The following is a 25,474-nucleotide window of genomic DNA, read 5'->3' as shown; positions in this document are numbered from 1 at the left end:
ATTAACCTTGTCGGAAAAGTTCACCTGTGAGCGCATCACGGATCTCGGAAGGATTTTGTCGCCCCCCCGTTGCGCCATGCAATACAGGGAAATCGTCGCCGAACTGCGCCAGCACTTCCTGCGCCGTACGGCACGGCTCCAGTCCGGAGAGATTTGCACTGGTAGATACCAGTGGCTTACCGAAGGCTTCGCACAGCGCAATAACCTGTGGGTGATTGGTCACGCGCACCGCCAGCGAATCAAAACGGCCGGTCAGCCAGCGTGGTGTTGACGGTTTCGCCGGGAAGACGAACGTTACCGGCCCGGGCCAGCAGGCAAACACCGCTTCACGCTGTTCAGGCGTCAGAGCCTTGTCATCTATATAAGGCTCCAGTTGTTTGAAATTCGCCGCAATCAGGATGAGCCCTTTTTCCATGGGCCGCTGCTTAAGTTCAAGCAGACGTTTTACAGCGGTTTCGCTATCCGGATCGCACCCCACGCCGAAAACGGCTTCTGTCGGGTAAGCGATGACATTTTCATTTTTAAGGACGTCGACGATATGCGATATCGCGTCCGCAGACTGGTTATTCTTCACGATCTGATTCCGCCGTTACCGGCTTTCCACATTGTTTACTGGCACAAAAACGTTTTACGCCCTGTGCGGTTTTCTTTTCTATAAGGAGGGGATAATGACATTCCGGACACTCGCCGGCTACCGGTTTGAAATTAATAACAAACTGGCATTCCGGATAGCGATCGCAGGAATAAAAGGTTTTGCCAAAGCGTGAACGCCGCTGCACCAGATGACCGGTGCTGCACTGCGGGCAGGCAAGCGCGGTATCGTCGGGCTTGTCGATCTGCTCGGTATGCTCACATTCAGGGTAGCGGCTACAGCCGATGAACATGCCGAAGCGCCCCTGCCGGAGCACCAGGGTCGCATCGCATGTCGGACACTGCTGCCCTTCAAGTACTTTGACAATATGACCATCCGCCTGCCCTTTCAGCGGCCGGACGTAATCACATTCAGGATAATGCGAACATCCCAGGAAAGGACCATGTTTCCCGGAACGAATAAGAAGTTCAGCCCCGCATTTTGGGCAGGGCTCGTGTTTGGGCACTGAAAAGAGTGCTGACCTTGCCATAATTCACCACTGCGCTGAAAATATCAGTGCAGCATACCGTCATTCACTTCAAAGAGCAGTTCTTCCATTTGTTGATAGGCATTTTCACATCCGGGAATGTTGAAAAGCACCATCAGGATGACCCATTTCAAATCTTCTAAATCAAACTCAGCGGTATCCAGCGCCATGACGCGCTCAATGACCATTTCACGAGTTTCGAGATTCAGCACCTGAATTTGTTCCAGAAACAGCAGGAACCCCCGACAGCTGGCGTCCAGCCGCTGACACTCTTCTGCGGTGAAAATTCGCATTGAGAGTGGATCCGACGCCAGTTGCATCGGTGCGGAAAGCCCTTCCTGATAATCCGCCAGCTTCTCCAGCCATAACAGCGCGTTAAAAATATCTTCCTGATCAAAACCCGCATCCGTCAGGTCCCGCGTCAGCTTATCCTGGTCAACGCGCATCTCAGCTTCGTTATGGATATAGGTTTCAAACAAATACATTAGTACGTCGAACATGGCCTGCCCTCCTCACTCGGACATAGCCGCCGGGTACAGCTGCGATCCATCCTGCTAACTCCAGTTCGAGTAGCTGGGCTACCGTCAATGGCACAGGTTGGCCGGCACGTTCAGCGACGACGTCAACAGGTGTAACCTCATCTCCTACGTTAGCCAACAGCCCGGGAAATGGCAATGCACCTTCCTCTTGATCCGGTGAATAATTCGTCGCGTTAAGCCAGGGCAGCTCGTTTTGTAAATAATCGATAATGTCCTGAGGGTGCGTAACGGCTATCGCGCCTTGCTGAATCAGCCAGTGCGGCCCTTCGCAGCCAGGATTGCCGACAGGGCCGGGAAGCGCGAAAACCTCCCGCCCTTGCTCCAGCGCACACCGGGCGGTGACCAGTGAACCGCTGCGTAATGCCGCCTCCACCACCAGCACGCCAATGCTTAACCCGCTGATGATGCGATTACGTCTGGGGAAATTGGCCGGCCGGGGCTGTGCCTCAAAGGGGAATTCGGAAATGACCGCGCCGCCCCGCGTAATAATCTCTTCTGCCAGTTTACGGTGCCGAGCGGGATAAATCTGCGCCAGACCATTGCCCAGTACTGCGACCGTTGTCCCTTGCGCGCGTAGCGCACTACGATGCGCCACGGCATCGATACCCAGCGCAAGGCCGCTGGTTAGCGTCAGACCGCTTTCCGCCAGCGCGTAACAGAGCTTGCTCCCCCAATGTTCGCCATACCAGGAATGATGGCGGCTACCAACGACAGCCAGCTGCGGCCGGGCCAGTGCAGCAGGGTCGCCTGCCACAAGCAGCGCACCGGGAAACCATTCGAACGCGCGCAAAAAATCTGGGTACGCAGGAGAGAGCGCCGTCAGCAGATGATGGCCTGGAATATCAAGCCAGCGCAGGGCCGCATCAAGCTTCGCGGCGGGATAACTGAAAAATAGCGTTCGCTGCTTCGCATTTAAACCGGCCAGACGCAACGCGTCAGCGGGATCCTCCTGCATATTTTGCAGACGCTGAAAAGCCCGAACCATTATTTCACCGCTCAGGCTGTAAACCGCCATCAGGCGTAACCAAATCTCCGTTGGTGACATTGCGCTACCCCTCGCCAGACGCCGTTCTCTCATCCCTGTGATTCGTCGCTGATGCTGTCAATCAAAAGGGGATTTGTCTAGAATAGAGGATAAGATCCTTTCAACTCTTGAATACAGCTCTGGAAACTTATGTCAGTTTTGCAGGTATTACATATTCCGGACGAGCGGCTTCGCATCGTCGCTGAACCGGTTAAAGAAGTTAATGCAGATATTCAGCGTATCGTTGATGATATGTTCGACACGATGTACGCCGAAGAAGGTATTGGGCTCGCGGCGACCCAGGTGGACATTCATCAGCGCATTATCGTGATTGATGTCTCTGAAAACCGCGATGAGCGTCTGGTGCTTATCAACCCGGAGTTACTGGAACAATCCGGCGAGACCGGTATTGAAGAAGGTTGCCTGTCGATTCCGGAACAGCGCGCTTTTGTGCCGCGCGCCGAGAAAGTAAAAATTCGCGCGCTCGACCGCAACGGTAACTCTTTCGAACTGGAAGCTGACGGCCTGCTGGCTATTTGTATCCAGCACGAAATGGATCACCTGGTCGGTAAACTCTTTATCGATTATCTGTCGCCGATGAAGCGTCAGCGTATTCGTCAGAAAGTTGAAAAACTGGATCGCATGAAGGCGAAAGCCGCAGGTTAAATAAAGACAGGGAATAACGTGTCCGAGTCACTTCGCATTATTTTCGCCGGTACGCCGGATTTCGCAGCGCGTCATCTTGAGGCGCTGTTGTCCTCTTCCCATGAGATTGTCGGCGTGTTTACTCAGCCAGACCGCCCGGCAGGCCGCGGTAAGAAGCTAATGGCTGGGCCTGTGAAGGTGCTGGCTGAGGAAAACGGTCTGCCGGTTTTCCAGCCAAAGTCTCTGCGCCCTGTTGAAAATCAGGAGCTCGTGGCTGCGCTGAATGCGGATGTGATGGTGGTTGTCGCCTACGGACTCATTCTTCCGGAAGCGGTGCTTGCCATGCCACGTCTTGGCTGCATTAACGTCCACGGTTCGCTGCTGCCGCGCTGGCGCGGTGCGGCGCCTATCCAGCGTTCGCTCTGGGCGGGCGATACGCAAACCGGCGTGACTATCATGCAGATGGACAAAGGGCTTGATACGGGTGATATGCTGCGTAAGCTCACCTGCCCGATTACGGCAGAAGATACCAGCGCCTCGCTGTATGACAAGCTCGCGCAACTGGGCCCGCAGGGATTACTCGCCACCCTGAGCGATCTCGCATCCGGCGCAGTGGTTCCTGAGAAGCAGGATGATTCCAAAGCGACTTATGCGGAAAAGCTCAGTAAAGAAGAAGCACGCCTCGACTGGATGCTTTCCGCAGTTCAACTGGAACGCTGTATCCGTGCGTTTAATCCATGGCCCGTCAGCTATTTCATGATTGACGACCAGCCCGTTAAAGTCTGGAAAGCGTCAGTGTTGGATCAGCAGAGCAAAGCAGCGCCCGGCACCGTACTTGAGGCCGGTAAACAGGGCATCCAGATTGCGACAGCCGATGGCATACTGAACCTTGAAGATCTCCAGCCTGCGGGCAAAAAGCCGATGTCAGCGCAGGATCTTTTAAACTCCCGCCGGGAGTGGTTTACGCCAGGCAATATTCTCGCCTGAGCGACGGCATTAACAGCCCGGTTTTCCGGGCCTTTTTATTTTAAACGCAGGTTAACCTGCCCGTGGCTATGAAAAAATCCATTAATCTGCGCAGCATGGCGGCGCAGGCTATCGAACAGGTAGTCGAAAAAGGCCAGTCACTTAGTACCGTTCTGCCGCCCCTTCAGCACAAAGTCTCCGATAAAGATAAAGCCCTGCTTCAGGAGCTTTGTTTCGGCGTGCTTCGCACGTTCTCGCAGTTGGAATGGCTTATCAATAAGCTGATGTCACGTCCGATGACCGGCAAGCAGCGCACCATTCACTACCTGATAATGGTGGGTTTCTACCAGCTGCTATATACGCGCATTCCTCCACACGCCGCGCTGGCGGAAACTGTCGAAGGCGCGGTGGCGATTAAGCGCATGCAGTTTAAAGGCCTCATTAATGGCGTTTTGCGCCAGTTCCAGCGCCAGCAGGAGGAGTTGCTGGCCGAATTCGCGGGGCAGGATGCACGCTATCTACACCCGCTGTGGATCTTAAAACGCCTGCAGACAGCTTATCCGCAGCAGTGGCAGGCAATAGCAGAAGCCAATAACGAGCGTCCGCCGATGTGGCTGCGCGTTAATCGTCAGCATCATTCCCGTGACGAGTGGCTCAGGCTGCTGGAAGAAAACGGGATGACAGGCCATACCCATCCGCGATATCCGGACGCCGTACGTCTTGAAGCCCCGGCGCCGGTTAGCGCTCTTCCTGGTTTCGAAGAGGGCTGGGTCACGGTTCAGGACGCCTCGGCGCAGGGGTGCGTCGAGCTTCTGGCGCCGCAAAACGGCGAGACCATTCTTGATCTCTGCGCGGCTCCTGGCGGAAAAACTACGCATATCCTCGAAGCCGCGCCGCAGGCCAGAGTGATGGCGGTGGACGTTGACGCGCAGCGTATCACTCGAGTCTACGACAACCTGAAACGTCTTAATATGCAGGCAGAAGTTAAAGTGGGCGATGGCCGTTTCCCGACGCAATGGTGCGGCGATACGCAGTTCGATCGTATTCTGCTGGATGCCCCCTGCTCAGCAACCGGCGTAATGCGCCGCCACCCGGATATCAAATGGCTGCGTCGTGATTCCGATATCGCCGAGCTGGCGCAATTGCAGTCCGAAATTCTGGACGCCATCTGGCCGCATCTGAAGCCAGGCGGTACGCTGCTGTATGCTACCTGCTCGATTTTGCCGGAAGAAAACAGCGAGCAGATCCGTGCATTTCTTGCAAGAACGCGGGATGCACAGCTTGATGGCACCGGATCGCCACAAATGCCCGGCATTCAGAATCTGCCCAGCGCGACAGAAGGCGACGGCTTCTTTTACGCTAAGCTAATCAAAAAGTGATCGGGCCCGCGAGGCGGCCCCGGATGGGTGAAGCAAAACGATGAAGATAATCATTCTGGGCGCCGGCCAGGTCGGCGGTACGCTGGCGGAAAACCTGGTAGGCGAAAACAACGATATTACCGTTGTCGATACCAACAGCGATCGTCTGCGCATACTTCAGGATAAGTTTGATTTGCGCGTCGTGCAGGGGCACGGCTCCCATCCGCGCGTTCTGCGCGAGGCGGGCGCTGACGACGCTGATATGCTGGTTGCGGTCACCAGCTCTGATGAGACGAACATGATCGCCTGTCAGGTCGCGTATTCCCTGTTTAATACGCCTAATCGTATCGCGCGTATTCGCGCGCCAGATTATGTGCGTGATGCCGAACGCTTGTTTACGCCTGAAGCGGTGCCAATCGATCATCTGATCGCACCGGAACAACTGGTGATTGATAATATCTACCGGCTTATTGAATATCCAGGCGCCTTGCAGGTGGTGAATTTCGCCGAAGGTAAAGTCAGTCTCGCCGTTGTGAAAGCCTATTATGGCGGTCCACTGGTCGGTAACGCGCTCTCGACAATGCGCGAACATATGCCGCATATTGACACACGTGTGGCCGCTATTTTCCGTCACGACAGACCTATCAGGCCGCAGGGTTCCACTATTGTGGAAGCGGGTGATGAAGTGTTTTTTATCGCGGCGTCACAGCATATCCGCGCTGTCATGAGCGAACTTCAGCGGCTCGAAAAACCTTATAAACGCATTATGCTGGTAGGCGGTGGGAATATCGGCGCGGGCCTCGCGCGCCGGCTGGAAAAGGATTACAGCGTTAAGCTTATTGAGCGCGATCAACAGCGCGCCGCAGAGCTCGCGGAGAAACTGCAGCATACGATCGTATTTTATGGCGATGCATCGGATCAAGAGCTGCTTGCAGAAGAGCATATCGATCAGGTGGATCTTTTTATTGCTGTCACTAATGATGACGAAGCTAATATCATGTCCGCAATGCTGGCCAAACGTATGGGCGCAAAAAAAGTGATGGTGCTGATTCAGCGCCGTGCCTATGTGGATCTGGTGCAAGGCAGCGTGATCGATATCGCTATTTCGCCTCAGCAGGCGACGATTTCTGCGCTGCTTGGACATGTGCGTAAAGCGGATATCGTCAGCGTCTCGTCGCTGCGTCGCGGCGTGGCTGAAGCCATCGAAGCCGTAGCGCATGGCGATGAGACGACATCCCGCGTTGTCGGACGCGTAATTGATGATATCAAGCTGCCGCCTGGTACCATTATCGGTGCGGTAGTGCGCGGTAATGATGTCATGATCGCCAATGACAATTTACGTATTGAGCAGGGGGATCATGTGATTATGTTCCTGACCGACAAAAAATACGTTACCGATGTCGAGCGACTCTTCCAGCCAAGCCCCTTCTTTTTATAAAATTCAGGCGGCTGCGGCCGCCTTTTTTATTGTCGCTGAATATATCCGCATGATCTTCAAGGATTAAAAGCAATTTTCTCTTAAGCGGTAAAATGGAAAATCATATTTCCTTTGTTAGACTTAGTTAGGTTTTAAAATCCAGGGAGTAGAACAATGAGCTTTTTTAAAGAGTTTCGTGAATTCGCAATGCGCGGAAACGTGGTGGATTTGGCAGTGGGTGTCATTATTGGTGCCGCATTTGGCAAGATTGTTTCTTCACTCGTGGCCGACATTATTATGCCACCGCTGGGCTTGTTAATTGGGGGAATCGATTTTAAACAGTTTGCTTTGACGCTGCGACCTGCTGTCGGAGATACGCCCGCCGTCATCATGCACTATGGTGTTTTCATTCAGAACGTGTTTGATTTTGTGATTGTCGCTTTCGCTATTTTTCTGGCCATTAAGGTCATTAATAAATTGCACCAGAAAAAGCCAAAGGAAGCGCCGGGTCCAAGCAAAGAACAGGTTTTACTTACTGAAATCCGCGATTTGCTGAAAGAGCAAAATCGTCGCACATAAAGGCCCGCAAAAGCAGAAGGCCAGTGGTAAAAAAGCGATTTGCTTGTTTGCCACTGGCCTCCCAGTTACTCCGCTTGCCATGTTTTCCTTTACGCTGGTAGCTGCCTTTCCCTTTGAGGTTTTTTTCAACACGCTGGCGAAACAGAGGATCATGCAGCAGGGCTTCTATCGCGTTATCCTGGATTTGCCCTTTGGTATGTTTATAGCGACTCATCATTGCTCCTGTAGTTTATTCGACGCAAGTGTAGGCCTGAGAAGGTGAAAGATCAATGCGACCCGGTCTCTCCATTCGCGCCCTGCTCAAGTGTCTCCAGGATCGAGCAATAAACGCTGCTGTGCGCCGTGCCGCAACAGGCGTCATTCAGCTTCTGCAAAGAAACGCGCATGTTCTGCAATTCCTGAATACGGCTGTCGACTTCATGCAGTCGCGCCTGAACAATACTTTTCGACTCCTGGCAGGTGTGATGCTCCGGATCAATGCGAATCGATAGCAGTTCTCTGATGGACTCAAGGGTAAACCCTAACTGACGCGCATGGCGAATGAAGCGCAGACGTCGCAAATCGTTGTCAGTATAGAGTCGGAAGCCGCCTTCAGTACGGATTTCATGCTCCATCATTTGCTGTTTCTCGTAATAACGCACGGTGTCCGGCGTTACGCCTGCAAGGCGCGCAAGCTCTCCAATACGATACATCGTTATTCCTCCAGTTTGCTGGCGAGGGCGCTGGCGTAGCTGCCGCGCAGAAAATCAGTACTAAGCCCTGCCTGCTTCAATTTAAGCTCTAGCAAAGCCAGTCTTTTACAAACGGTCTGGTAATCAGGATGGTGATGATTAATTTCACTAAGGAGATCATTAAGCAGTAACGCTTCTTTGCGCGCCTCAAGCTCGGGTGGAAGGAAGCCCGCATTTTTCAACAACCGATAGCCGACACGCAGTTCAGGCGCGAGGTGCGAATCGTCGTCAAGCACCAGCGGCTCGCCAGAACCAGGTAGGTTGTCGAATTCACCTTTTTGCTGGGCCTCAAGGATATGGCGTTCGGCCCACTGATCCATTAACCACATTGCAGACTCCTTAAAGGGAATGAGAGCAGAAGTGAAGAATAGGCGATAGAACCCCAGAACGACAGGTATAAAAAAACCCGCCGAGGCGGGTTTTTTCACTACACTGCAAATTATTCTGCAGCTGCTTCTGCTTGCGGCTCGGCGCGATCAACCAGCTCGATGTATGCCATCGGAGCGTTGTCACCAGCACGGAAGCCACACTTCAGAATGCGAGTGTAACCACCGGCACGGCTCGCGAAACGCGGGCCCAGCTCGTTAAACAGTTTTGCCACGATCTCGTTATCACGAGTACGGGCGAATGCCAGACGACGATTAGCTACGCTGTCGGTCTTGGCAAGAGTAATCAGCGGCTCAACTACGCGACGCAGCTCTTTCGCTTTCGGCAGGGTCGTCTTGATGATTTCATGACGAACCAGGGAGCCGGCCATGTTGCGGAACATTGCCTGGCGATGGCTGCTGTTGCGGTTCAGTTGACGACCACTCTTACGATGGCGCATGACCTTATCCTTCTCAGTAAAACCTTAACCTGTGATCCGGTTACTCATCTGCAATGCTTGCCGGCGGCCAGTTTTCCAGGCGCATGCCCAGAGACAGACCACGGGAAGCCAGCACATCTTTAATCTCAGTAAGAGATTTCTTACCGAGGTTCGGCGTTTTCAGCAACTCAACCTCGGTACGTTGTACCAGATCACCGATGTAGTGGATAGCTTCTGCCTTAAGGCAGTTAGCAGAGCGGACAGTCAATTCCAGATCGTCAACAGGGCGCAGCAGGATCGGATCGAACTCTGGTTTCTCTTCTTTCACTTCCGGCTGACGAACATCACGTAAGTCAACGAAAGCTTCAAGTTGTTCTGCCAGGATGGTCGCCGCACGACGAATCGCCTCTTCAGGATCGATTGTGCCGTTGGTTTCCATTTCGATGACCAGCTTGTCCAGGTCGGTACGCTGTTCTACACGCGCTGCTTCAACATTGTAGGCAATACGTTCTACAGGGCTGTAGCAAGCGTCGACCAGCAGACGGCCGATTGGGCGCTCATCTTCTTCCGAATGAATTCGGGCAGACGCCGGCACATAACCACGACCGCGCTGAACTTTGATGCGCATGCTAATAGATGCGTTCTCATCGGTCAGGTGGCAGATCACATGCTGCGGCTTGACGATTTCGACATCACCGTCATGGGTGATGTCGGCTGCGGTTACAGGGCCAATGCCAGATTTATTCAGAGTAAGTACAACTTCATCTTTACCCTGAACTCTCACCGCCAGCCCTTTCAGGTTGAGCAGGATCTCCAGGATATCTTCCTGAACGCCTTCTTTGGTGCTGTACTCGTGCAGTACACCATCAATCTCAACCTCGGTCACCGCGCAACCCGGCATCGATGAAAGCAGAATACGGCGCAGTGCGTTACCCAGAGTATGGCCAAAGCCACGCTCTAAAGGCTCAAGGGTCACCTTGGCGTGCGTCGAACTCACTTGCTCGATATCTACCAGGCGCGGTTTTAGAAACTCTGTCACAGAACCCTGCATTGTGTCCTCTCTTTGGTACTAAGCTTTACTTGGAGTAAAGCTCGACGATCAGGTGTTCGTTAATGTCCGCAGACAGATCGGTGCGCTCAGGCTTACGCTTGAAGGTACCTTCCATCTTGCCAGCATCAACTTCCAGCCAGGTTGGCTTTTCACGCTGCTCAGCCAGCTCCAGAGCGGCTTTCACGCGAGACTGCTTTTTCGCTTTCTCACGAACGCTGACTACGTCGTTCGGACTAACCTGGTAAGAAGCGATGTTAACAACACGACCGTTTACCATAATCGCTTTGTGGCTAACCAGCTGACGTGCTTCTGCACGAGTGGCGCCAAAGCCCATACGGTATACAACGTTGTCCAGACGACCTTCCAGCAGAGCCAACAGGTTTTCACCGGTGTTGCCTTTCAGACGCGCGGCTTCTTTGTAGTAGTTACGGAACTGACGCTCCAGCACACCGTAGATACGGCGAACTTTTTGCTTTTCACGCAACTGCACACCATAGTCAGACAGACGCGGTTTACGTGCGCCGTGCTGGCCAGGAGCTTGTTCAATTTTACACTTGGTATCGATCGCGCGAACGCCAGACTTAAGGAACAGGTCTGTGCCCTCGCGACGGCTCAGCTTGAGCTTAGGACCCAAATATCTTGCCATTTTCTTTCTCCAACATTCCTAAAAACGGGCGTTATACGCGACGTTTTTTCGGCGGACGACAACCGTTGTGAGGGATCGGAGTCACATCAGTAATATTAGTGATGCGGAAACCAGCGGCGTTCAGAGCACGAATAGTAGATTCGCGGCCCGGACCCGGTCCCTTAACCATAACTTCCAGGTTCTTGATACCGTATTCTTTCACGGCTTCTGCGCAACGCTCTGCTGCAACCTGAGCTGCGAACGGAGTGGATTTGCGAGAACCACGGAAACCGGAACCACCGGCAGTTGCCCAACCCAGAGCGTTACCTTGACGATCAGTAATAGTAACGATGGTGTTGTTGAAAGAAGCATGGATATGAGCCACGCCGTCAGAGACTTGTTTTCTTACACGCTTACGTGCACGAACTGGTGCCTTTGCCATTATTCAATCACCCCGATTATTTCTTGATCGGTTTGCGCGGACCCTTACGGGTACGTGCGTTGGTCTTGGTACGCTGACCGCGAACCGGGAGACCACGACGATGACGCAAACCGCGATAGCAACCAAGATCCATCAGGCGCTTGATGCTCATACTCACTTCACGGCGCAGATCACCTTCAACGACAAATTTGGCAACTTCGTCACGCAGCGTGTCGATTTGTTCTTCAGACAGCTCACTGATCTTAACATCTTCAGCGAAACCCACTGCAGCCAGGATAGCTTTAGAACGGGTTTTGCCGATACCGTAGATCGAAGTTAATGCGATTACGGCATGCTTATGATCAGGAATGTTAATGCCTGCTATACGGGCCACTATGCACTCCTACTATATTGATTATGCGCCCCATGCTGAAAAGCCCGTTTTCAGGATACTCAAATGGAAACGCACAGACATACAAAAGATTGGCTGGCTAATCTAGCCAGCTCAACCCAACTTTGCAAGAAAAATATGCGAGATAATCAGCCTTGACGCTGTTTATGCTTCGGCTCGGCACTGCAAATCACGCGGATGACGCCATCACGCTTAACGATTTTGCAGTTACGGCATAATTTCTTGACGGAAGCACGAACTTTCATTTTTACTCTCCGTAACTTCTCAAGCGACCATTAACGGCCGTAGCCTTTGAGGTTCGCTTTCTTCAATGCAGACTCATACTGACTAGACATCATCAGAGTTTGCACTTGAGCCATAAAGTCCATGATGACAACGACAACGATAAGTAATGACGTTCCACCAAAATAGAACGGAACCTTCATTGCATCACGCATGAACTCCGGGATCAGGCAAATGAAAGTAATATACAGCGCGCCAACTAAAGTCAGGCGTGTCATTACTTTATCGATATACTTCGCCGTTTGTTCTCCCGGACGAATTCCTGGCACGAATGCACCGGACTTCTTCAGGTTATCTGCTGTTTCACGCGGGTTGAAAACCAACGCCGTGTAGAAGAAACAGAAGAAGATGATTGCAGACGCATAGAGTAACACATAAAGCGGTTGCCCAGGCTGCAAATACAGCGAAATTGTTGTCAGCCAGTTCCAACCAGTACCGCCCCCGAACCATGATGCGATGGTCGCCGGGAACAGAATAATACTGGAAGCGAAAATTGCCGGAATAACCCCAGCCATGTTCACTTTCAGCGGTAAATGTGTGCTCTGTGCAGCATAGACACGACGACCTTGCTGACGTTTTGCATAGTTCACGACGATACGGCGCTGACCACGCTCAACAAACACAACAAAGAAAGTCACTGCGAATACTAATACTGCAACCAACAGCAACAGGAGGAAGTGCAGGTCGCCTTGCCGCGCTTGCTCGATGGTATGGCCAATGGCCGGCGGAAGACCCGCAACGATACCAGCGAAGATTATGATAGAGATACCGTTGCCGATACCACGCTCAGTAATCTGTTCGCCCAGCCACATTAGGAACATTGTCCCGGTGACAAGACTCACAACAGCGGTGAAATAGAATGCAAAGCCCGGATTAATTACCAGGCCTTGCATACCAGGCATATTCGGCAGACCGGTAGCAATACCGATCGACTGGAATATTGCCAGCACCAGAGTGCCGTAACGGGTGTACTGGCTGATCTTACGACGACCAGACTCCCCTTCTTTTTTCATTTCTGCCAATGTCGGGTGAACGACAGTTAGTAGCTGGATAATAATAGAGGCCGAAATATACGGCATAATACCCAGAGCGAAAATAGAAGCACGGCTAAGAGCACCACCAGAGAACATGTTAAACATTTCAATGATGGTGCCACGCTGTTGCTCAAGCAGTTTGGCAAGTACAGCGGCATCAATACCAGGGATTGGAATAAAAGAGCCAATTCGGAACACAATCAGCGCACCGATAACAAACAGCAGTCTGCGTTTCAGTTCGCCAAGGCCACCTTTGGCACTTTGAAAATCTAATCCCGGTTGTTTAGCCATCTGCTACTTATTCCTCGATTTTACCGCCAGCAGCTTCGATAGCAGCACGAGCGCCTTTAGTCACACGCAGGCCACGAACAGTTACCGGACGAGTAACTTCACCAGCCAGAATCACTTTCGCGAATTCAATCTGGATGCCGATAATGTTTGCCGCTTTCAGCGTGTTCAGGTCTACCACGTCGCCTTCTACTTTAGCCAGATCAGACAGACGAACTTCTGCCGTGATCATTGCTTTACGAGAAGTGAAACCGAATTTCGGCAGACGACGGTACAGAGGCATCTGACCGCCCTCGAAACCGCGACGTACGCCACCGCCAGAACGAGACTTCTGACCTTTGTGACCACGACCACCGGTTTTACCGAGGCCAGAACCGATACCACGACCCAGGCGTTTACCCGCCTTTTTGGAGCCTTCGGCCGGAGACAGAGTATTTAAACGCATCTCTTACTCCTCAACTTTAACCATGAAGGAAACCGCGTTGACCATACCGCGAACAGCAGGAGTATCCTCGCGCTCTACGGTGTGGCCAATACGACGCAGACCCAGGCCAAGCAGCGTTGCCTTATGTTTCGGCAGACGACCGATTGCACTGCGGGTTTGAGTGATTTTAATAGTCTTTGCCATGGTCAATTACCCCAGAATTTCTTCAACGGATTTACCACGCTTGGCAGCGACCATTTCCGGGGATTTCATGTTGGCCAGGCCATCAATAGTTGCACGAACCACGTTGATCGGGTTGGTGGAACCATAGGCTTTAGCCAGAACGTTATGAACCCCAGCGACTTCCAGAACGGCGCGCATTGCACCACCGGCGATGATACCGGTACCTTCGGAAGCCGGCTGCATGAATACACGAGAACCCGTGTGAGCACCTTTAACCGGGTGCTGCAGGGTGCCGTGGTTCAGCGCGACGTTAATCATATTGCGACGGGCTTTTTCCATCGCTTTCTGGATCGCTGCCGGAACTTCGCGTGCTTTACCGTAACCAAAACCAACGCGGCCGTTGCCATCACCCACTACAGTCAGAGCGGTGAAGCTAAAAATACGACCACCTTTTACGGTTTTAGATACGCGGTTTACCGCGATCAGCTTTTCCTGCAGTTCGCCAGCTTGTTTTTCGATGTGAGCCATCTTACACCTCTACCTTAGAACTGAAGGCCAGCTTCACGGGCAGCATCTGCCAGTGCCTGGACACGACCATGATATTGGAAACCAGAGCGGTCAAAGGAAACATCTTTGATGCCTTTTTCCAGCGCGCGCTCAGCAACAGCTTTACCAACTGCTGCAGCGGCGTCTTTGTTTCCAGTGTACTTCAGTTGCTCAGCAATAGCTTTTTCTACAGTAGAAGCGGCTACCAGAACTTCAGAACCGTTCGGGGCGATTACCTGTGCGTAAATATGACGCGGGGTACGATGTACCACCAGGCGGGTCGCACCAAGCTCTTTGAGCTTGCGACGTGCGCGGGTCGCACGACGGATACGAGCAGATTTCTTATCCATAGTGTTACCTTACTTCTTCTTAGCCTCTTTGGTACGCACGACTTCGTCGGCGTAACGAACACCCTTGCCTTTGTAAGGCTCAGGACGACGGTAGGCGCGCAGGTCAGCAGCAACCTGGCCGATCAGCTGTTTATCAGCGCCTTTCAGCACGATTTCAGTCTGAGACGGACATTCTGCAGTGATACCCGCAGGCAGCTGATGATCAACAGGGTGGGAGAAACCCAGAGACAGGTTTACTACGTTCCCTTTGATCGCTGCACGATAACCTACACCAACCAGCTGCAGCTTCTTAGTGAAGCCTTCGGTAACACCGATAACCATTGAATTCAGCAGGGCACGCGCGGTACCAGCCTGAGCCCAACCGTCCGCAAAACCATCACGCGGACCGAAAGTCAGAGCATTATCTGCATGTTTAACTTCAACAGCATCGTTGAGAGTACGAGTCAGCTCGCCGTTTTTACCTTTGATCGTGATAACCTGACCGTTGAGTTTTACATCAACGCCGGCAGGAATAACGACCGGTGCTTTAGCAACACGAGACATTTTTTCCTCCGATTAGGCTACGTAGCAGATAATTTCGCCACCAAGACCAGCCTGGCGCGCTGCACGATCAGTCATAACACCTTTAGAGGTAGAAATAACCGCAATACCAAGGCCAGCCATAACTTTCGGCAGCTCATCTTTTTTCTTATAGATGCGCAGACCTGGGCGGCTGACACGCTGAATGCTTTCTACAACAGCTTTACCCTGGAAGTACTTAAGAGTTACTTCCAGTTCCGGCTTGGTGTCGCCTTCAACTTTAAAATCTTCAATAAAACCTTCTTCCTTCAGCACGTTGGCGATTGCCACTTTCAGCTTGGAGGAAGGCATGGTGACCGCAGCTTTGTTCGCGGCCTGACCGTTACGGATACGGGTCAGCATATCCGCGATCGGATCTTGCATGCTCATCTGTCTTTACTCCCGTGATTCAATTGGTGACAATTACCAGCTAGCCTTTTTCAGACCCGGGATTTCACCGCGCATAGCGGCTTCACGGACCTTAATACGGCTCAACCCGAACTTCCGCAGGAAAGCGTGCGGACGACCAGTTTGACGGCAGCGGTTACGCTGACGAGACGGGCTGGAATCACGCGGCAGAGTCTGCAGCTTCAGAACAGCGTTCCAACGATCTTCGTCGGAAGCGTTCACATCAGAAATGATCGCTTTCAGTTCAGCGCGTTTAGCGAAGTATTTTTCAGCTAAAGCTACGCGCTTTACTTCGCGTGCTTTCATTGATTGCTTAGCCATGAAGTAACCCTACCTTACTTGCGGAACGGGAAGTCAAAGGCAGCCAGCAGAGCACGGCCTTCTTCATCAGATTTCGCAGTAGTGGTAATGGTAATATCCAAACCACGAACGCGATCGACTTTGTCATAGTCGATTTCCGGGAAGATGATCTGCTCACGGACACCCATGCTGTAATTGCCACGACCGTCGAAAGACTTAGCGGACAGGCCGCGGAAGTCACGAATACGCGGTACAGCAATAGTGATCAGGCGCTCAAAGAACTCCCACATGCGTTCGCCACGCAGAGTTACTTTACAGCCGATCGGATAGCCCTGACGGATTTTGAAGCCTGCAACAGATTTGCGTGCTTTGGTGATCAGCGGTTTTTGACCGGAGATTGCTGCCAGGTCAGCTGCTGCGTTATCCAGCAGTTTCTTGTCAGCGATCGCTTCACCAACACCCATGTTCAGGGTGATCTTCTCGACCCGAGGGACTTGCATGACAGAATTGTAGTTGAACTGAGTCATCAGTTTATTAACTACTTCGTCTTTGTAGTAATCATGCAGTTTCGCCATCGTACTACTCCAAATTACTTGATAGTTTCGCTGTTAGATTTGAAGAAACGGACTTTTTTGCCATCTTCGAATCTAAAGCCTACACGGTCAGCCTTGCCGGTTGCCGCATTGAAGATTGCAACGTTAGAAACCTGAATTGCAGCTTCTTTTTCAACGATGCCACCCGGTTGGTTCAGGGCCGGAACCGGCTTCTGATGTTTCTTAACCAGGTTGATACCTTCAACAATGACCTTGCCGGAAGACAGGACATTCTTAACTTTACCGCGCTTACCTTTATCTTTACCGGTTAACACGATAACTTCGTCATCACGACGGATTTTCGCTGCCATGATTCGCTCCTTAGAGTACTTCTGGTGCCAGAGAGATGATTTTCATAAACTTCTCAGAACGAAGTTCACGAGTTACCGGCCCAAAAATACGCGTACCGATAGGCTGCTCGCTGTTGTTGTTCAGAAGAACACAAGCATTGCCATCGAAGCGAACGACAGAACCGTCAGGGCGACGAACACCCTTCTTGGTGCGCACCACTACCGCCTTCAGCACATCACCTTTCTTAACTTTACCGCGAGGAATTGCTTCCTTGATGGTAATTTTGATGATATCGCCGACGCCTGCGTAGCGACGGTGCGAGCCACCCAGAACCTTGATACACATTACGCGACGCGCGCCGGAGTTGTCGGCGACGTTCAGCATAGTCTGTTCTTGGATCATTTCAGTGCTCCGCTAATGTCAACTACTACTTCGGGACCTAAATATCAGGTCGTTAAAAATCCCCATAATCGAGGGCGCGGCATTATAACACCGCTCACAGGATATGGGTAGAAAAAATAAACGGCTCATCGCTGAGCCGTTTATTCTGTTAGAGAGCGCTACTCTATTACAGAACCGCTTTCTCTACAACGCGAACCAGCGTCCAGGACTTAGTCTTGGACAGCGGACGGCATTCGCGGATTTCAACCACGTCACCGATACCGCATTCGTTGTTCTCGTCATGTACGTGCAGTTTGGTCGTACGCTTGATGAATTTACCGTAGATCGGGTGTTTCACAAAACGCTCGATGGCAACAACAATGGATTTCTCCATTTTGTCGCTAACAACGCGACCTTGCAGAGTACGGATTTTATCGGTCATTACGCACCCGCCTTCTCAGTCAGTAAAGTCTTAACGCGTGCGACATCACGACGCACTTGCTTCAACAGGTGAGTCTGTTGCAGCTGGCCACTTGCAGCCTGCATACGCAGGTTGAACTGCTCGCGCAGCAGGTTAAGCAGCTCGGTGTTCAGCTCTTCAACACTCTTCTCACGCAGCTCTTTTGCTTTCATTACATCACCGTCTTAGTTACAAAGGTGGTTTTAATCGGCAGTTTCGCTGCTGCCAGCTTGAATGCTTCACGGGCCAGCTCTTCCGGCACACCGTCCATTTCGTACAGGACTTTACCCGGCTGAATCAAGGCAACCCAATACTCCACGTTACCTTTACCTTTACCCATACGCACTTCCAGCGGCTTTTCGGTGATCGGTTTGTCCGGGAATACACGGATCCAGATCTTACCCTGACGCTTAACTGCACGGGTCATTGCACGACGTGCTGCTTCGATCTGACGGGCAGTCAGACGACCACGGCCAACAGCTTTAAGACCGTAAGTGCCGAAGCTAACATCCGTACCCTGCGCCAGACCACGGTTGCGGCCTTTGTGCACTTTACGGAATTTTGTACGCTTTGGTTGTAACATCAGCGACGCTCCTTATTTACGGCCTTTACGCTGCTGCTTTTTCGGTTGAGCAGCCGGTTTTTCCGGTTGTTCAACAGCAGCCATACCACCAAGGATCTCACCTTTGAAGATCCACACTTTAACGCCGATTACACCGTAAGTGGTGTGCGCTTCGGAGGTGTTGTAGTCGATGTCAGCGCGCAGAGTATGCAGCGGAACGCGACCTTCACGATACCACTCGGTACGTGCGATCTCAGCGCCGCCCAGACGGCCGCTAACTTCAACTTTGATACCTTTAGCGCCCAGACGCATGGCATTCTGTACAGCACGCTTCATAGCACGACGGAACATAACGCGACGTTCCAGCTGAGAAGTGATGCTATCAGCAACCAGTTTTGCGTCCAGTTCAGGTTTACGAACTTCGGCGATATTGATCTGTGCAGGCACGCCAGCGATGTCCGCTACGCCCTTACGCAGTTTTTCAACGTCTTCACCTTTCTTACCGATAACGATACCCGGGCGAGCAGTGTGAATGGTCACACGGATGCTTTTAGCCGGACGCTCGATAACGATACGAGATACAGACGCTTTAGCCAGTTCCTTATTCAGGTACTGACGAACTTTAAAGTCGCTGTCCAGGTTGTCAGCGAATTCTTTGGTGTTCGCGAACCAGGTAGAGTTCCATGGTTTTACAATACCCAGGCGAATACCATTAGGATGTACTTTCTGACCCATTGCTAGTCTCCAGAGTCTCAGCGATCGGACACAACCACAGTGATGTGGCTGGTGCGCTTCAGAATGCGATCTGCACGACCTTTCGCACGCGGCATAATGCGTTTCATGCTCGGGCCTTCGTCTACGAAAATTTTCGTGACTTTCAGATCGTCAATGTCAGCGCCATCGTTGTGTTCAGCGTTAGCAATGGCAGATTCCAGGACTTTCTTAACCAATACAGCTGCTTTCTTATTGGTGTAGGTCAGAATATCCAGAGCCTGCGACACTTTCTTACCGCGAATCAGGTCAGCCACCAGGCGAACCTTCTGAGCAGAAGAACGAGCATGGCGATGTTTAGCGATAGTTTCCATCTCTTCCTCCTACTTATTTCTTCTTGGCTTTTTTATCAGCCGCGTGACCGCGATAAGTACGGGTCGGTGCGAATTCACCCAGTTTGTGACCGACCATTTCATCGGAAACAAAGACTGGAACGTGCTGACGACCATTATGGACAGCGATGGTCAAACCGATCATGTTTGGAAAGATCGTTGAACGACGGGACCAAGTGCGCAGGGGCTTCTTGTCACCGCTTTCCACCGCTTTCTCTACCTTCTTCAGCAAGTGCAGGTCAATAAAAGGACCTTTCTTGAGAGAACGTGGCATGGCTTATCCTCTAAAATTATTTGCTACGGCGACGTACGATGAATTTATCAGTACGCTTGTTGCTGCGGGTCTTCTTACCTTTGGTCTGAACGCCCCACGGAGTTACCGGGTGCTTACCAAAGTTACGACCTTCACCACCACCATGTGGGTGATCCACCGGGTTCATCGCCGTACCGCGAACGGTAGGACGAACACCACGCCAGCGTGCAGCACCTGCTTTACCCAGAACGCGCAGCATATGCTCAGCGTTACCAACTTCGCCCAGAGTAGCGCGGCAGTCAGCTTCCACTTTACGCATTTCGCCAGAACGCAGACGCAGGGTGACATAAGCACCGTCACGAGCAACGATCTGAACATAGGTACCAGCAGAACGTGCCAGCTGACCGCCTTTACCTGGTTTCATTTCTACGTTATGAACAGTAGAACCAACCGGGATGTTGCGCATCGGCAGGGTGTTACCTGGTTTGATTGCAGCATCAACGCCAGACTGAATCTGGTCGCCAGCTTTCAGGCCTTTAGGGGCCAGGATGTAACGGCGCTCGCCATCTTTGTACAGAACCAGCGCGATGTTCGCGGAGCGGTTCGGATCGTACTCAAGACGTTCAACAACTGCCGGGATACCGTCTTTGTTGCGTTTGAAGTCAACAATACGGTAGGCCTGTTTGTGACCACCACCGATGTGACGAGTGGTGATACGGCCATTGTTGTTACGACCACCGGATTTGCTGTTTTTTTCCAGCAACGGAGCAAAAGGTTTGCCCTTGTGCAGCTCAGGGTTAACCACTTTAACAACGTGGCGACGACCCGGAGATGTCGGTTTACATTTAACAACTGCCATTGTATTACTCCTCCGACTTACTCAGCGCCGCCGATGAAGTCCAGATTCTGGCCTTCTTTCAGGGTGACGTAAGCTTTTTTCCAGTCGCTACGACGACCGATACGCTGTCCGTGACGTTTAACTTTCCCTTTAACAACCAGGGTGTTAACGACTTCGACTTCGACTTCAAACAGTTTCTGCACAGCAGCTTTGATTTCTGCTTTAGTCGCGTCTTTAGCAACTTTGAGAACGATGGTGTTGGTTTTTTCCATCGCAGTAGACGCTTTTTCAGAAACGTGCGGTGCGCGCAGCACCTTCAGCAGACGTTCTTCACGAATCATGCCAGCATCTCCTCAACTTGCTTAACAGCATCAGCAGTCATTACGACTTTGTCGAAGGCGATCAGGCTAACCGGGTCGATACCTGTAGCATCGCGTACGTCAACCTTGTGCAGGTTACGTGCGGCCAGGAACAGGTTTTCGTCCAGTTCACCGGTGATGATCAGCACATCTTCCAGAGCCATGTCTTTCAGTTTCTGTGCCAGCAGCTTGGTTTTCGGCGCTTCAACAGAGAACTTCTCGACAACGATCAGACGATCCTGACGTACCAGTTCGGACAGGATGCTTTTCAGCGCGCCGCGGTACATCTTTTTGTTAACTTTTTGACTGTGGTCCTGCGGACGCGCAGCGAAGGTTACGCCACCAGAACGCCAAATCGGGCTCTTGATGGAACCAGAACGCGCACGGCCAGTACCTTTCTGGCGCCACGGTTTTTTACCGGAGCCAGTTACTTCAGCACGGGTCTTCTGAGCACGAGTACCCTGACGAGCACCAGCTGCGTAAGCAACTACAACCTGGTGTACCAGCGCTTCGTTGAAATCACGACCGAAGGTAGTTTCGGAAACAGTCAGCGCGCTCTGCGCGTCTTTCAGTACTAATTCCATTGCTATCTCCTCACGCCTTCACAGCTGGTTTAACGATCAGGTCGCTACCGGTCGCACCCGGGACAGCACCTTTAACCAGCAGCAGGTTGCGCTCAGCGTCAACACGTACTACGTCCAGGCTCTGAACGGTTACACGCTCGTTACCCAGCTGACCTGCCATTTTCTTGCCTTTGAACACTTTGCCCGGAGTCTGGTTCTGACCGATAGAACCCGGAACGCGGTGGGACAAGGAGTTACCGTGAGTAGCGTCCTGGGTACGGAAGTTCCAGCGCTTAACGGTACCGGCGAAACCTTTACCTTTAGAGGTGCCAGTTACGTCAACTTTTTTAACTTCAGCAAACAGCTCAACGCTAATGCTCTGACCTACGGTGTATTCTTCGCCATCAGCGAGACGGAATTCCCACAGACCACGGCCAGCTTCTACGCCAGCTTTAGCGAAGTGACCCGCTTCCGGCTTGGTTACGCGGTTAGCTTTTTTAGCACCGGTGGTAACCTGCACAGCGCGGTAGCCGTCGTTAGCCAGGTCTTTAACCTGAGTAACGCGGTTTGCTTCAACTTCGATTACGGTTACTGGGATAGAAACGCCTTCTTCAGTGAAGATGCGGGTCATACCCACTTTTTTACCGACTAAACCAATCATTGTTTCAACCTCTCAATCGCTCAATGACCTGATTAACCCAGGCTGATCTGCACGTCTACACCGGCAGCCAGATCCAGACGCATCAGAGCATCAACGGTTTTCTCGGTTGGCTCAACGATGTCAACCAGACGCTTGTGAGTGCGGATTTCGTACTGATCACGCGCGTCTTTGTTAACGTGCGGGGAGATCAGAACGGTAAAGCGCTCTTTGCGGGTCGGCAGCGGGATCGGACCACGGACTTGCGCACCAGTGCGCTTAGCAGTCTCGACGATTTCCGCGGTTGATTGATCGATCAGACGATGATCAAACGCTTTCAGGCGGATACGGATTCTTTGGTTCTGCATGAGACCAGAGCTCCAATTATTTTATAGACGAAAATGATTACTCCTCGAACCCATTACGATTGATGGGAGAGTGTAATCGTTCTTACGTAGCCCCCCGATTGGGAGCATTGTAGATAGCCAAACCGCAGCTATCAGGGTTCATATTGAACCCGCCGTCATTAATGACAAGCCCGCGCATTATACGTAAATCTGACGCCGACGCAAGCTCTGATTAGAAATTAAACATTCTTCCGTACTGCATCGCAGTCTACTGCAACATGTACGTCCGCGGCTAGATTAGCTGGAATGTATCGCGCATCACTGAAAGAACGCCATTCGCTTCGCCGCACACAGATTGTATTTTTACGGCGTTATGAATGGCTCACCAGAAGGTGGTGATATGATTACGTTATGGTTATTGGGGTATATATTGCTGAACGCAGGGCTAGTGCTGAAAGATCTTCGTTATGGCCTGCTACCCAACAGCCTGACTTGTCCCCTCCTTTGGCTGGGTTTGTCTTACCATCTCATTTTTCAGTCACGCTTCCTCGCTGATGCGGTAGCGGGCGCACTCATTGGCTACCTATCCTTGTCGTTGCTTTACTGGGCTTACCGATGGTTACGTAATTCTGAAGGGCTGGGATATGGCGATGTTAAATATCTCGGCGCGCTTGGCGCCTGGCATGGATGGCAGATGTTGGGCCTGTTGCTTTTAACTGCCGCTTTGCTCGGGCTAATGATGTCGTTTTTCCTGTACCGTAAAAAAGAGCCGATGCATTTACGAAAAACCCCGCTACCTTTTGGTCCATTTCTGGCGGCAGCGGGGTTGCTTTGCAGTATCTCTACTTTCCAGATACTGGATGTATAAATGTTAGCTCTGTTCTTTAATCTGGGACTGAATGTAATTCTGCAGGCCAATTTTGCTGATAAGATCCAGCTCGGTTTCAAGCCAGTCGATATGGTGCTCTTCGTCCTCAAGGATTTTGATCATGATATCCCTGCTGACGTAATCATGAATAGAATCTGCATAGGCGATAGCCTCACGCAAATCTTTCGCGCCTTCCATCTCAAGAGTGAGATCGGAGCGCAGCATTTCTTCTACATCTTCGCCGATATGCAGTTTACCCAGGTCCTGAAGGTTGGGGATGCCCTCAAGAAATAAAATACGTTCGATATAAATATCGGCGTGTTTCATTTCATCAATAGACTCATGGTATTCGACATCGTTGAGGCGCATCAGGCCCCAGTTTTTGAACATTCTCGCATGGAGAAAGTACTGGTTGATTGCGATAAGCTCATTTCCCAATAATTTATTGAGATAGTTTATTATCTTAATATCACCTTGCATTTTGCTTCCCTCCGCTTCCACTACATGAAGCGTAGATGGGCTGGCGTGGAAGTCAAAATCTGCGGTCAGGCAATTTCCTGATACTCAGGGATCTGCATCAGCTCGTCCTGCATTATTTCGCGGGCGGCGCGAACGCATTTACCACACTGATTGCCAATCGGCATAAATTTACGAAGCTGCTGGAAGGACTGGGGATGATGCTGACGTACCGCCTGCCGTATTTTTTTATCGCTGATACCATTACACAAACAAACGTACATGATAACTCCCGTTCAGTTTATGCACAGAGTGTAAATGAGAATGGTTATGATTACAACGAGGCAGGGACAGACTTTTAATGAGGGATGAGTGGCTTTAGAAAGTGTATAAACCTTTAGAACAACTTTTCCTTATAAAACAAAAAGGGCGCCGAAGCGCCCTTTTCAATTCTGAGTTAATTAGCCCAGAACTTTAGCAACCACGCCAGCGCCTACGGTACGGCCGCCTTCGCGGATTGCGAAACGCAGACCGTCGTCCATTGCGATCGGGTGGATCAGGGTGACAACCATTTTGATGTTGTCGCCCGGCATTACCATCTCAACGCCTTCCGGCAGTTCGATGGTACCGGTCACGTCAGTGGTACGGAAGTAGAACTGCGGACGGTAGCCTTTGAAGAACGGAGTGTGACGGCCGCCTTCGTCTTTGGACAGAATGTACACTTCAGATTCGAACTTGGTGTGCGGCTTGATGGAGCCCGGCTTAGCCAGTACCTGACCACGTTCGATTTCTTCACGTTTGATACCACGCAGCAGAACACCTACGTTCTCGCCCGCGCGGCCTTCGTCCAGCAGTTTGCGGAACATTTCAACGCCGGTACAGGTAGATTTCGCGGTGTCTTTGATACCAACGATTTCCACTTCTTCACCAACTTTGATGATACCGCGCTCTACACGACCGGTAACAACGGTACCACGACCGGAGATGGAGAATACGTCTTCGATCGGCAGCAGGAACGGCTTGTCAATCGCGCGCTCCGGTTCCGGGATGTAAGAATCCAGGTGACCTGCCAGCTCGATGATTTTCTCTTCCCACTCAGCTTCGCCTTCCAGCGCTTTCAGCGCGGAACCGCGAACGATCGGGGTGTCATCGCCCGGGAAGTCGTACTGAGACAGCAGCTCACGCACTTCCATCTCAACCAGTTCCAGCAGCTCTTCGTCATCAACCATGTCGCATTTGTTCAGGAACACGATGATGTACGGAACGCCTACCTGGCGACCCAGCAGGATGTGCTCACGGGTCTGCGGCATCGGGCCGTCAGTCGCAGCAACAACCAGGATAGCGCCGTCCATCTGAGCAGCACCGGTGATCATGTTTTTCACGTAGTCGGCGTGGCCCGGGCAGTCAACGTGCGCGTAGTGACGAGTCGGGGTGTCATATTCAACGTGAGAGGTGTTGATGGTGATACCACGAGCTTTTTCTTCCGGCGCGTTATCGATCTGATCGAATGCACGAGCAGAACCACCGTAGGTTTTAGCCAGAACGGTAGTGATGGCAGCGGTCAGGGTAGTTTTACCATGGTCAACGTGGCCGATAGTACCGACGTTAACGTGCGGTTTTGTACGTTCAAATTTTTCTTTAGACACGGCTATATTCCTTACTATAGTGCCCCCTCGCCGAGAGGGCACGGGACTTTGGT

General features: G+C 51.8%; 44 protein-coding genes. 6 read left to right on the top strand and 38 right to left on the bottom strand.

The window, feature by feature from the left end; genetic code table 11:
• Nucleotide 1: 1 nt before the first annotated feature.
• From tsaC to dprA, 4 genes are read right to left on the bottom strand one after another with little or no spacing between them, the layout of a single operon-like run.
• Nucleotides 2-574 (bottom strand): L-threonylcarbamoyladenylate synthase type 1 TsaC, encoded by a 573-nt coding sequence (gene tsaC, locus BJP61_RS03165; protein WP_171997814.1) that lies wholly within the window; start codon nucleotides 572-574, stop codon nucleotides 2-4.
• Complete coding sequence (locus BJP61_RS03160; protein ID WP_071603778.1) at nucleotides 564-1,121, bottom strand: type I DNA topoisomerase; 558 nt, start codon at nucleotides 1,119-1,121, stop codon at nucleotides 564-566. Before BJP61_RS03160 ends, tsaC begins: the two co-directional genes overlap by 11 nt.
• Nucleotides 1,122-1,144: 23 nt before the next feature.
• On the bottom strand, nucleotides 1,145-1,618 hold the full coding sequence (gene smg, locus BJP61_RS03155; RefSeq protein ID WP_038867234.1) for a DUF494 family protein Smg: 474 nt from the start codon (nucleotides 1,616-1,618) through the stop codon (nucleotides 1,145-1,147).
• The gene (gene dprA, locus BJP61_RS03150) at nucleotides 1,590-2,702 is read right to left on the bottom strand and encodes a DNA-protecting protein DprA (protein ID WP_171997813.1); all 1,113 of its coding nucleotides are present in this window, start codon (nucleotides 2,700-2,702) and stop codon (nucleotides 1,590-1,592) included. Before dprA ends, smg begins: the two co-directional genes overlap by 29 nt.
• A 129-nt stretch (nucleotides 2,703-2,831) precedes the next feature.
• Here dprA and def point away from each other — a divergent pair, with 129 nt between their 5' ends.
• From def to mscL, 5 genes are all read left to right on the top strand, one after another.
• On the top strand, nucleotides 2,832-3,347 hold the full coding sequence (def, locus tag BJP61_RS03145; RefSeq protein ID WP_038867230.1) for a peptide deformylase: 516 nt from the start codon (nucleotides 2,832-2,834) through the stop codon (nucleotides 3,345-3,347).
• Between the two features lie 18 nt (nucleotides 3,348-3,365).
• Complete coding sequence (gene fmt / locus BJP61_RS03140) at nucleotides 3,366-4,313, top strand: methionyl-tRNA formyltransferase (RefSeq protein WP_171997812.1); 948 nt, start codon at nucleotides 3,366-3,368, stop codon at nucleotides 4,311-4,313.
• A gap of 68 nt (nucleotides 4,314-4,381) precedes the next feature.
• The gene (rsmB, locus tag BJP61_RS03135; RefSeq protein WP_171999231.1) at nucleotides 4,382-5,671 is read left to right on the top strand and encodes a 16S rRNA (cytosine(967)-C(5))-methyltransferase RsmB; all 1,290 of its coding nucleotides are present in this window, start codon (nucleotides 4,382-4,384) and stop codon (nucleotides 5,669-5,671) included.
• Nucleotides 5,672-5,711: 40 nt separating this feature from the next.
• The gene (trkA, locus tag BJP61_RS03130) at nucleotides 5,712-7,088 is read left to right on the top strand and encodes a Trk system potassium transporter TrkA (RefSeq protein WP_038867224.1); all 1,377 of its coding nucleotides are present in this window, start codon (nucleotides 5,712-5,714) and stop codon (nucleotides 7,086-7,088) included.
• Nucleotides 7,089-7,241: 153 nt separating this feature from the next.
• A complete protein-coding gene (gene mscL / locus BJP61_RS03125; RefSeq protein ID WP_038867220.1) occupies nucleotides 7,242-7,646 on the top strand; it encodes a large-conductance mechanosensitive channel protein MscL in 405 nt (134 codons plus the stop codon).
• On the opposite strand, the gene BJP61_RS03120 is transcribed toward mscL, so the two are convergent.
• The 31 genes from BJP61_RS03120 to rpsJ all read right to left on the bottom strand — a co-directional run bounded on the left by BJP61_RS03120 (nucleotide 7,600) and on the right by rpsJ (nucleotide 22,472).
• Nucleotides 7,600-7,860, bottom strand: a complete 261-nt coding sequence (locus tag BJP61_RS03120) for an alternative ribosome-rescue factor A (RefSeq protein WP_038867218.1) — start codon at nucleotides 7,858-7,860, stop codon at nucleotides 7,600-7,602. The two genes, mscL and BJP61_RS03120, sit on opposite strands and share 47 nt — an antisense overlap.
• Nucleotides 7,861-7,912: 52 nt before the next feature.
• Nucleotides 7,913-8,338 (bottom strand): Zn(2+)-responsive transcriptional regulator, encoded by a 426-nt coding sequence (gene zntR / locus BJP61_RS03115; RefSeq protein WP_038867217.1) that lies wholly within the window; start codon nucleotides 8,336-8,338, stop codon nucleotides 7,913-7,915.
• A 2-nt stretch (nucleotides 8,339-8,340) separates the two neighbouring features.
• A complete protein-coding gene (locus BJP61_RS03110; RefSeq protein ID WP_075193695.1) occupies nucleotides 8,341-8,706 on the bottom strand; it encodes a DUF1992 domain-containing protein in 366 nt (121 codons plus the stop codon).
• Nucleotides 8,707-8,816: 110 nt separating this feature from the next.
• Nucleotides 8,817-9,203, bottom strand: coding sequence for a 50S ribosomal protein L17 (gene rplQ, locus BJP61_RS03105; RefSeq protein ID WP_004388624.1), 387 nt, complete (start codon nucleotides 9,201-9,203; stop codon nucleotides 8,817-8,819).
• Between the two features lie 40 nt (nucleotides 9,204-9,243).
• On the bottom strand, nucleotides 9,244-10,233 hold the full coding sequence (gene rpoA / locus BJP61_RS03100; protein ID WP_004388623.1) for a DNA-directed RNA polymerase subunit alpha: 990 nt from the start codon (nucleotides 10,231-10,233) through the stop codon (nucleotides 9,244-9,246).
• Between the two features lie 25 nt (nucleotides 10,234-10,258).
• Nucleotides 10,259-10,879: a 30S ribosomal protein S4 gene (gene rpsD, locus BJP61_RS03095; protein WP_004388622.1), complete on the bottom strand. Its 621-nt coding sequence runs from the start codon at nucleotides 10,877-10,879 to the stop codon at nucleotides 10,259-10,261.
• Between the two features lie 31 nt (nucleotides 10,880-10,910).
• Complete coding sequence (gene rpsK, locus BJP61_RS03090; RefSeq protein ID WP_004388621.1) at nucleotides 10,911-11,300, bottom strand: 30S ribosomal protein S11; 390 nt, start codon at nucleotides 11,298-11,300, stop codon at nucleotides 10,911-10,913.
• Nucleotides 11,301-11,316: 16 nt separating this feature from the next.
• Nucleotides 11,317-11,673, bottom strand: coding sequence for a 30S ribosomal protein S13 (rpsM, locus tag BJP61_RS03085; RefSeq protein ID WP_004388620.1), 357 nt, complete (start codon nucleotides 11,671-11,673; stop codon nucleotides 11,317-11,319).
• A 146-nt stretch (nucleotides 11,674-11,819) separates the two neighbouring features.
• On the bottom strand, nucleotides 11,820-11,936 hold the full coding sequence (rpmJ, locus tag BJP61_RS03080) for a 50S ribosomal protein L36 (protein ID WP_000868187.1): 117 nt from the start codon (nucleotides 11,934-11,936) through the stop codon (nucleotides 11,820-11,822).
• 30 nt (nucleotides 11,937-11,966) lie between these two features.
• Nucleotides 11,967-13,298, bottom strand: coding sequence for a preprotein translocase subunit SecY (gene secY, locus BJP61_RS03075; RefSeq protein ID WP_004388619.1), 1,332 nt, complete (start codon nucleotides 13,296-13,298; stop codon nucleotides 11,967-11,969).
• Nucleotides 13,299-13,305: 7 nt separating this feature from the next.
• On the bottom strand, nucleotides 13,306-13,740 hold the full coding sequence (gene rplO / locus BJP61_RS03070) for a 50S ribosomal protein L15 (RefSeq protein ID WP_004388618.1): 435 nt from the start codon (nucleotides 13,738-13,740) through the stop codon (nucleotides 13,306-13,308).
• Nucleotides 13,741-13,743: 3 nt separating this feature from the next.
• Nucleotides 13,744-13,923: a 50S ribosomal protein L30 gene (rpmD, locus tag BJP61_RS03065; RefSeq protein WP_001140434.1), complete on the bottom strand. Its 180-nt coding sequence runs from the start codon at nucleotides 13,921-13,923 to the stop codon at nucleotides 13,744-13,746.
• A 6-nt stretch (nucleotides 13,924-13,929) separates the two neighbouring features.
• A complete protein-coding gene (gene rpsE, locus BJP61_RS03060; RefSeq protein ID WP_004388617.1) occupies nucleotides 13,930-14,430 on the bottom strand; it encodes a 30S ribosomal protein S5 in 501 nt (166 codons plus the stop codon).
• Nucleotides 14,431-14,444: 14 nt separating this feature from the next.
• Nucleotides 14,445-14,798: a 50S ribosomal protein L18 gene (gene rplR / locus BJP61_RS03055; RefSeq protein ID WP_000358956.1), complete on the bottom strand. Its 354-nt coding sequence runs from the start codon at nucleotides 14,796-14,798 to the stop codon at nucleotides 14,445-14,447.
• Nucleotides 14,799-14,807: 9 nt separating this feature from the next.
• Entirely contained in the window at nucleotides 14,808-15,341 is a 534-nt protein-coding gene (gene rplF, locus BJP61_RS03050; protein WP_038867213.1) for a 50S ribosomal protein L6, read from the bottom strand.
• 12 nt (nucleotides 15,342-15,353) lie between these two features.
• Entirely contained in the window at nucleotides 15,354-15,746 is a 393-nt protein-coding gene (rpsH, locus tag BJP61_RS03045; protein ID WP_007702493.1) for a 30S ribosomal protein S8, read from the bottom strand.
• Between the two features lie 33 nt (nucleotides 15,747-15,779).
• On the bottom strand, nucleotides 15,780-16,085 hold the full coding sequence (gene rpsN, locus BJP61_RS03040) for a 30S ribosomal protein S14 (protein WP_004388614.1): 306 nt from the start codon (nucleotides 16,083-16,085) through the stop codon (nucleotides 15,780-15,782).
• Between the two features lie 14 nt (nucleotides 16,086-16,099).
• Nucleotides 16,100-16,639 (bottom strand): 50S ribosomal protein L5, encoded by a 540-nt coding sequence (gene rplE / locus BJP61_RS03035; RefSeq protein ID WP_007670001.1) that lies wholly within the window; start codon nucleotides 16,637-16,639, stop codon nucleotides 16,100-16,102.
• 14 nt (nucleotides 16,640-16,653) lie between these two features.
• A complete protein-coding gene (gene rplX / locus BJP61_RS03030; protein ID WP_000729185.1) occupies nucleotides 16,654-16,968 on the bottom strand; it encodes a 50S ribosomal protein L24 in 315 nt (104 codons plus the stop codon).
• Nucleotides 16,969-16,978: 10 nt separating this feature from the next.
• Nucleotides 16,979-17,350: a 50S ribosomal protein L14 gene (gene rplN, locus BJP61_RS03025; protein WP_004388611.1), complete on the bottom strand. Its 372-nt coding sequence runs from the start codon at nucleotides 17,348-17,350 to the stop codon at nucleotides 16,979-16,981.
• Between the two features lie 166 nt (nucleotides 17,351-17,516).
• Nucleotides 17,517-17,771, bottom strand: coding sequence for a 30S ribosomal protein S17 (rpsQ, locus tag BJP61_RS03020; RefSeq protein ID WP_000130100.1), 255 nt, complete (start codon nucleotides 17,769-17,771; stop codon nucleotides 17,517-17,519).
• On the bottom strand, nucleotides 17,771-17,962 hold the full coding sequence (gene rpmC, locus BJP61_RS03015; RefSeq protein ID WP_004388609.1) for a 50S ribosomal protein L29: 192 nt from the start codon (nucleotides 17,960-17,962) through the stop codon (nucleotides 17,771-17,773). The genes rpsQ and rpmC overlap by 1 nt, the downstream gene beginning before the upstream one ends.
• Entirely contained in the window at nucleotides 17,962-18,372 is a 411-nt protein-coding gene (rplP, locus tag BJP61_RS03010; protein WP_004388608.1) for a 50S ribosomal protein L16, read from the bottom strand. The genes rpmC and rplP overlap by 1 nt, the downstream gene beginning before the upstream one ends.
• 12 nt (nucleotides 18,373-18,384) lie before the next feature.
• Nucleotides 18,385-19,086, bottom strand: coding sequence for a 30S ribosomal protein S3 (gene rpsC / locus BJP61_RS03005; RefSeq protein WP_004388607.1), 702 nt, complete (start codon nucleotides 19,084-19,086; stop codon nucleotides 18,385-18,387).
• A gap of 17 nt (nucleotides 19,087-19,103) precedes the next feature.
• Nucleotides 19,104-19,436 carry a 50S ribosomal protein L22 gene (gene rplV / locus BJP61_RS03000; protein WP_000447529.1) on the bottom strand — a complete coding sequence of 111 codons (333 nt, stop codon included), beginning with the start codon at nucleotides 19,434-19,436 and terminating at the stop codon, nucleotides 19,104-19,106.
• A gap of 13 nt (nucleotides 19,437-19,449) precedes the next feature.
• Nucleotides 19,450-19,728, bottom strand: a complete 279-nt coding sequence (gene rpsS, locus BJP61_RS02995; RefSeq protein ID WP_001138115.1) for a 30S ribosomal protein S19 — start codon at nucleotides 19,726-19,728, stop codon at nucleotides 19,450-19,452.
• A gap of 16 nt (nucleotides 19,729-19,744) precedes the next feature.
• The gene (gene rplB, locus BJP61_RS02990; RefSeq protein WP_000301864.1) at nucleotides 19,745-20,566 is read right to left on the bottom strand and encodes a 50S ribosomal protein L2; all 822 of its coding nucleotides are present in this window, start codon (nucleotides 20,564-20,566) and stop codon (nucleotides 19,745-19,747) included.
• Between the two features lie 17 nt (nucleotides 20,567-20,583).
• Nucleotides 20,584-20,886, bottom strand: coding sequence for a 50S ribosomal protein L23 (gene rplW, locus BJP61_RS02985; RefSeq protein ID WP_004388606.1), 303 nt, complete (start codon nucleotides 20,884-20,886; stop codon nucleotides 20,584-20,586).
• Entirely contained in the window at nucleotides 20,883-21,488 is a 606-nt protein-coding gene (gene rplD, locus BJP61_RS02980; RefSeq protein WP_000424395.1) for a 50S ribosomal protein L4, read from the bottom strand. The genes rplW and rplD overlap by 4 nt, the downstream gene beginning before the upstream one ends.
• A gap of 10 nt (nucleotides 21,489-21,498) precedes the next feature.
• Nucleotides 21,499-22,128, bottom strand: coding sequence for a 50S ribosomal protein L3 (gene rplC / locus BJP61_RS02975; RefSeq protein ID WP_007681261.1), 630 nt, complete (start codon nucleotides 22,126-22,128; stop codon nucleotides 21,499-21,501).
• 32 nt (nucleotides 22,129-22,160) lie between these two features.
• Nucleotides 22,161-22,472, bottom strand: a complete 312-nt coding sequence (gene rpsJ / locus BJP61_RS02970) for a 30S ribosomal protein S10 (RefSeq protein ID WP_001181005.1) — start codon at nucleotides 22,470-22,472, stop codon at nucleotides 22,161-22,163.
• A 379-nt stretch (nucleotides 22,473-22,851) separates the two neighbouring features.
• Here rpsJ and BJP61_RS02965 point away from each other — a divergent pair, with 379 nt between their 5' ends.
• Nucleotides 22,852-23,319, top strand: coding sequence for an A24 family peptidase (locus BJP61_RS02965; RefSeq protein ID WP_075193697.1), 468 nt, complete (start codon nucleotides 22,852-22,854; stop codon nucleotides 23,317-23,319).
• Nucleotides 23,320-23,322: 3 nt separating this feature from the next.
• On the opposite strand, the gene bfr is transcribed toward BJP61_RS02965, so the two are convergent.
• The 3 genes from bfr to tuf all read right to left on the bottom strand — a co-directional run bounded on the left by bfr (nucleotide 23,323) and on the right by tuf (nucleotide 25,421).
• Nucleotides 23,323-23,799 (bottom strand): bacterioferritin, encoded by a 477-nt coding sequence (bfr, locus tag BJP61_RS02960; RefSeq protein ID WP_171997811.1) that lies wholly within the window; start codon nucleotides 23,797-23,799, stop codon nucleotides 23,323-23,325.
• Between the two features lie 65 nt (nucleotides 23,800-23,864).
• Nucleotides 23,865-24,059 carry a bacterioferritin-associated ferredoxin gene (gene bfd, locus BJP61_RS02955; protein WP_007702510.1) on the bottom strand — a complete coding sequence of 65 codons (195 nt, stop codon included), beginning with the start codon at nucleotides 24,057-24,059 and terminating at the stop codon, nucleotides 23,865-23,867.
• Nucleotides 24,060-24,236: 177 nt separating this feature from the next.
• Entirely contained in the window at nucleotides 24,237-25,421 is a 1,185-nt protein-coding gene (gene tuf / locus BJP61_RS02950) for an elongation factor Tu (protein WP_038869252.1), read from the bottom strand.
• Nucleotides 25,422-25,474 lie beyond the last annotated feature (53 nt).

Source organism: Cronobacter sp. JZ38 (genome assembly GCF_008932145.1).
Lineage (GTDB): Bacteria > Pseudomonadota > Gammaproteobacteria > Enterobacterales > Enterobacteriaceae > Cronobacter > Cronobacter muytjensii.
This window is presented reverse-complemented; position numbering and strand designations above follow the sequence as displayed.